Source organism: Candidatus Thiosymbion oneisti (assembly GCF_900092655.1).
Taxonomy (GTDB): domain Bacteria; phylum Pseudomonadota; class Gammaproteobacteria; order Chromatiales; family Chromatiaceae; genus Thiosymbion; species Thiosymbion oneisti.
Genome location: NZ_FLUY01001152.1, coordinates 1 through 1,089, shown reverse-complemented (window position 1 = coordinate 1,089; position 1,089 = coordinate 1). Strand labels below are relative to the sequence as shown.

Sequence of the window (1,089 nt, the reverse complement as noted above, 5' to 3'; positions counted from 1 at the left end):
GGGAGAGGGAGTGCAGCTTGTGGCGTGCCCAACACACTGCTAGTGGCGATGTTTCCATTTAAACCTTAACCACTACCGAAGAACTTCCCATATTGAGTATAGGAAAATAGATCCGGTAACTTCATTGTCGCAGATGCTTGCGTTCTTTGAGTGTGCAACCTGCGAAAGCTGCGGATTCATAACGCTCACGTGACCGAGGTCCCTGATGCAGGAGCGGCGGTGGGCACAGCCCACCCTACCCTGCGCAATCTGCAGATTCACAACGCAACCGTTGCGAGCTCGACCTTGTCGTAGATCTCGGCCAACGCCAAGACACAATCCAGGCTCTCCAGGGGAACCTGGTCCTCCAGCCCCGCATAGTCCGTCAGGGTCCAGTGGTCATCTGCGCCGCGCCGGTAGCGTTCCACCCGGACCCGGGCCTGGGAGACCAACAGATACTCCCGCAGGCTCGGGATGCGGCGGTAGAGGGCGAACTTGTCTCCCCGGTCGTAGGCCGCCGTGGAGTCGGAGAGCACCTCGACGATCAGGCTGGGATTGAGCAGGACATCCTGGCGGTCGTCCAGGAGCTCCGGTTCTCCGCAATAGGCGATCAGATCCGGATACTTGCCCGCATTGGCGGAGCGGATGATGACCTTCATGTCATTGGCATAGACCTGGCAAGGGCGTCCTTTCAGCTGGGTGCGCAGCTCACTGCCGATGTTCATGACGATGGCATTGTGCTTCATGCTTGCTCCAGTCATGGCGAAGACCTCGCCATCGAGATATTCGCTGCGCCCTTCGAGATCGGCGCGCTCACCTTCCAGCCAATCCTCGAGGCTCAAAAAGGGCTTGGGTTGCGGGTACATGGAATTACCTCCGGTAGTGGGATGCGTAGACCTAAAGCGTATTGATATTTGGAAGGTCTGCACAGCGGACCCTACAGTCAATCAAATGGTTAGGGTAGGGTCCGCTGTGCGGACCGCTTGAGCATTGCGGCTACCTAACATATGAGAAGCAAACGGTTAGTTAAATGTTTCTACTGGCATTGATTTTCGGCTGGCTCCCCACGCTCCAGCGTGGGAGCAGATCCCGACGCTCCAGCGTCGATTA

General features: G+C 57.3%; 1 protein-coding gene. It reads right to left on the bottom strand.

Annotation, left to right across the window (positions count from 1 at the left end):
• Nucleotides 1-257: 257 nt before the first annotated feature.
• Complete coding sequence (locus tag BQ17_RS11725; RefSeq protein WP_089727274.1) at nt 258-845, bottom strand: Uma2 family endonuclease; 588 nt, start codon at nt 843-845, stop codon at nt 258-260.
• Nucleotides 846-1,089 lie beyond the last annotated feature (244 nt).